The organism is Streptomyces sp. NRRL WC-3549, from assembly GCF_000721935.1.
In the GTDB taxonomy this organism is placed as follows: Bacteria; Actinomycetota; Actinomycetes; order Streptomycetales; family Streptomycetaceae; genus Streptomyces.
On the sequence record NZ_KL585445.1, the window covers coordinates 89366 to 93231 of the forward strand.

Sequence of the window (3866 nt, forward strand, 5' to 3'; positions counted from 1 at the left end):
CCAGCCGTTATACACGAACGGCAGCCCGCGCACGGAGGGCCGCCGAGCGTGAAGGGCCTCACGCACGCCCGGCCACGGGGGCCGCCGGCAGCCGTTCGCACCGGCGCGGAACCCGCCCGACCGAGCGCCCGCCCAGCTCCCCCGTCACTCCTTCCGGGACCCTCTCGCCCCGCCGCCGTCCCGCAGTACCGTGTGGTCCATGCGCCCCGACACGCCTGCCGAGCACACCACCGAAGCCGAGCGCCTGCTGCGCACCGCGGCGCAGTACCCCGAGGACCGCGAACCGCTGTTCCTCCAGGCCGCAGCCCATTTCGAGCTGGGCGGTGACCGTGCCCGCGCCAGCGCCCTCTACGACGAACTGCTCGGGTCGCCGCAGCCCCCTCTCGACCGTCCGCACCTGGTCAAAGCGTTGAAAGCGGCCAACCTGTGGGAGTACGGCCACGAGGCGGAGGCCCGGGCGATACTCGACGGCCTCCGTGCCGCGGGGCCGCTCGACGCGGCGGCGTGGGAGCTCGCCGCCCGGACGCTGGAGGCGCACGACGAGCTGGAGTCGGCCCACGACTTCTTCTCGACGGCGCTGACCCTTCTGCTCGCCCCGGCCGAGGAGGTGCCGTACGCCACCCAGTCGTTGCTCACGGGGCGGCACCGGGTGCGGCGGCTGATGGGGTGCGGGCACGACGCGTGGGACGAGCTGGCCGACGCCCTGAACACGGCGGCCGTCCCGCTCGACGAGCTGCACGACCCCAAGCGCCTGTGGTCCCTGGGCTCCTCGGACCCGGGCGAGCTGGAGGCCGAGATCACCCGCCTCCGCGCGGAGCTGGGCACCTACCGGGCCGCCCTGTCCCGCCCCTTCCCGGTCGCGGTGCTGCACTGGCCCGAGAAGGAACTGGCCGAACTGCTCGCGGTGTACCCGGGACTGCGTGAGGAGTACGTCGACCACGCGACCCACCTGACGCGCCTGGAGGCCTCGTTGCGGGACCTGCACGCCGCGGGTACGCCGAACCTCGGCATCGTCACGGGCACGGTCCCCTCCTACGAGGCCTTCGCCGCCTCCGAGGCGTCCTCGCCGACCGACCCGGACCTCCTCCCCCAGTACGCCACCACGCTCGCCGCGCGCGGCCGGGCCCTTCCGTGGCCCCCGGCGCGCAGCGCGGCCTGCTGGTGCGGCACCGGACGCCCGTACCGCGACTGCCACGGGACGACGGCTGCGCGGTGACGACGGCGGGCCGCGGCCCCGGGAGGCCGGGAGGCCCCGGGGAGGCCGGGAGGCCCCGGGGAGGCCGGGAGGCCCCGGGGAGGCCGGGAGGCCCCGGGGAGGCCGGGAGGCACCGGCGGGCCGGTCTTGCGGGCCGGCCGATGAGTTTCTGACCGGCGGGGAGTCATCACCGGCACCAACCGCGCACACGAGCCCAGGAACGGACGGCACCACGGTATGAGCGACCAGGCGAAGGGCCCCGCGAGCTATTTCCCGGCGATCGAGAAGAAGTACGGCCGGCCGATCGCCGAGTGGCAGGACCTCATCCGCGCCTCGCCCCTGCCCCGGCACATGGAGGTCGTCGCCTGGCTGAAGACGGAGCACGGCCTGGGCCACGGGCACGCCAACGCCCTGGTCGCCCACACCCGCGCCGAGGACGCTGCCGCGTAGGGGCGGGTACCGGGGGTGGGCGGTACCGCCCGCTCACTCCCGCCCCTGGGGGAGCGTCTGCTCGGACCAGACGAGCTTGCCCTCCGAGGCGTACCGGGTGCCCCACAGCGTGGCGAGCTGGGAGATGATGAACAGTCCCCGTCCGCCTTCGTCGACCACTCCGGCGTACTTCATGTGCGGGACGGTGGTGCTGCCGTCCCAGATCTCGCAGGTCAGCCCGCGGTCGAGGATGAGGCGCAGCTTCAGCGGAGGGCGGCCGTGGCGGATCGCGTTGGTCACCAGTTCGCTGACGATCAGCTCGGTGGCCTCCCCGGTGTCGCCGGTGAGGTTCCACTCGGCGAGGCGTTCGGACACCATGCGGCGTGCGGTCGCCGGGGCCGACTTGTCGTAGGGCAGCTCCCACGCGGCGTACCGGTCGGCGGGCATGGCCTGGGTCCGGGCCAGGAGCAGCGCCGCGCCCCGCAGCTCAGGGGTGTCGGGCAGGACGTCGGCGGCCGCTTCGCACAGGTCCCGCAGCGGACGGCCCGGGTGCGCGAGCGCCTGGCGCAGTGCCCCGGAGGCGGACGCGGCGGCGCTTCGCAGCGCGCTGCTGTGGAACGCGAGGACGCTGCCCTCGCCGAGCGACAGGGACGCCTCGGCCACCGGCCCCCGGTCCGCGGTCCCCAGGAGGGGCCCCACGGGCAGGTCGGCGACGTCCGCGGTGCCGTCCGGGCCGATGACCAGCGGGGCGGGATGACCGGCCGAGGCCACGGCGCACGTCTCGCTGAACGGGTCGTACACGGCGTACATGCAGGTCGCGGAGAGCGGTCTGCGGTACAGCGGATCGCTCGGCGGGAGCTGGGTCCGCTCCTGCGCCAGCAGGTCCGCGGTGTCGTACAGGCGGGCGATCAGCTCGTCGGGGTCCAGGTCGAGCGCGCTGAATGCCTGGACGACGGTACGCAGCTGCCCCATGACGGTGGCCGCGTGGATGCCGCGCTCGGTCACCTCGCCGATGACGAGGGCGGTCCGTGCCCCGGGCAGGGCGATCGTGTCGAACCAGACGCCGCTGTCCCGTCCCGGCAGGACCAGGTGCTCCGTCTCGACGGCGGGCTGTTCCGCCTGGCGCTGCGGGAGCAGAGCGCGGTGGAGGGCGCTGACGATGGTGTACTCGTGCACGTACCGGCGGGCGTTGTCGATGCCGAGGGCGGCCCGGGACGCCACCGCCTCCGCGACCGGGATGTCCTGCTCGGTGAACGGTTCGGAGTCGCCGTACCGGTAGAGGCTGACCAGCCCCAGCACCGCTCCGCGCAGAATCAACGGCGCCACCAGCAGTGTGTGGGCACCGGCGGCCCGGATGAGGCGCGCCTGTTCCGGGTCGACGTCGGCCCAGAGCTCGCCCGTCAGGGGGACGATGCGCGCCCGCAGGTCGGACAGGGCCTGCTGGTAGGGGGTCCCGTGCACGACGGTGCGGACGTCCCCCACCCTGCGGGCGGGCCTGGCGCGGCCCTTGTACGCGGCACGCCGCAGCGGTACGTCCTGCTCCAACGGGCCGGGCTGCGGTGCCTCGCCCCGCAGCAGCGCGTCGACGACCTCGACGACACCGAGGTCCGCGTAGGCGGGGACCAGCGTGTCGACGAGTTCGCGGCAGGTGGCCTCGATGTCGAGGGTCGCCCCCACGTTGTCGCGCACCGCGGCGAGGATGTCCTCCCGGCCCCGGTGCTTCTCCTGCCCGGTCATGTCCACCATGGACACGACAACCCCGAGGACCGGGCCGCGCTCCCCTTCCCGCGCCCCCTGGCGCGCCTGGAGTCGGAGCGCAGTCATGGACAGGGTGCGCCGTTCGCCCAGCGCGGTGTCCGGGCGAAGGTGGAACAGCTGCTGGATGCAGGGGACACCGGTCTCCAGGACCTCGCGTACGCAGGCGTTCGCCCGTTCCGGTTCCTCGAAGGCGCACACCTCACCGAAGAGGCGCCCGAGCAGGCTTTCGGCGGCCTCCTCATGGGCGGAGGGAGCGCCGGAGCGGAGGACCCGGAGCTCCGGGTCGAGCACGTGGAGCCGGATGTACGTCTGCGAGAACAACACGTCCAGCAACGCCTGACCGAGGGCTCCGTCGTTCCCGTCGGCCGCCCAGATCCCCCAGTCCTGCCCCGCCAGCGGCTCCAGCAACAGCCCCGGCGTCCCGCCGCCGGCCCGGCGCCGCTCGCTCCGCAGAAGGTCCGCCACTGTCTCTTATACACATCTC

The 3866-nt window shown here is 74.1% G+C and carries 3 protein-coding genes; 2 read left to right on the forward strand and 1 reads right to left on the reverse strand.

Going from position 1 to position 3866, the window contains the following annotated elements:
* Positions 1 to 199 precede the first annotated feature (199 nt).
* Both IH13_RS0134665 and IH13_RS0134670 read left to right on the forward strand, forming a co-directional pair.
* The gene (locus IH13_RS0134665; protein WP_031090901.1) at positions 200 to 1216 is read left to right on the forward strand and encodes an SEC-C domain-containing protein; all 1017 of its coding nucleotides are present in this window, start codon (positions 200 to 202) and stop codon (positions 1214 to 1216) included.
* 216 nt (positions 1217 to 1432) lie between these two features.
* Positions 1433 to 1645, forward strand: coding sequence for a DUF4287 domain-containing protein (locus IH13_RS0134670; RefSeq protein ID WP_031090903.1), 213 nt, complete (start codon positions 1433 to 1435; stop codon positions 1643 to 1645).
* Positions 1646 to 1678: 33 nt separating this feature from the next.
* On the opposite strand, the gene IH13_RS0134675 is transcribed toward IH13_RS0134670, so the two are convergent.
* Complete coding sequence (locus IH13_RS0134675) at positions 1679 to 3847, reverse strand: SpoIIE family protein phosphatase (RefSeq protein WP_234433490.1); 2169 nt, start codon at positions 3845 to 3847, stop codon at positions 1679 to 1681.
* Positions 3848 to 3866 lie beyond the last annotated feature (19 nt).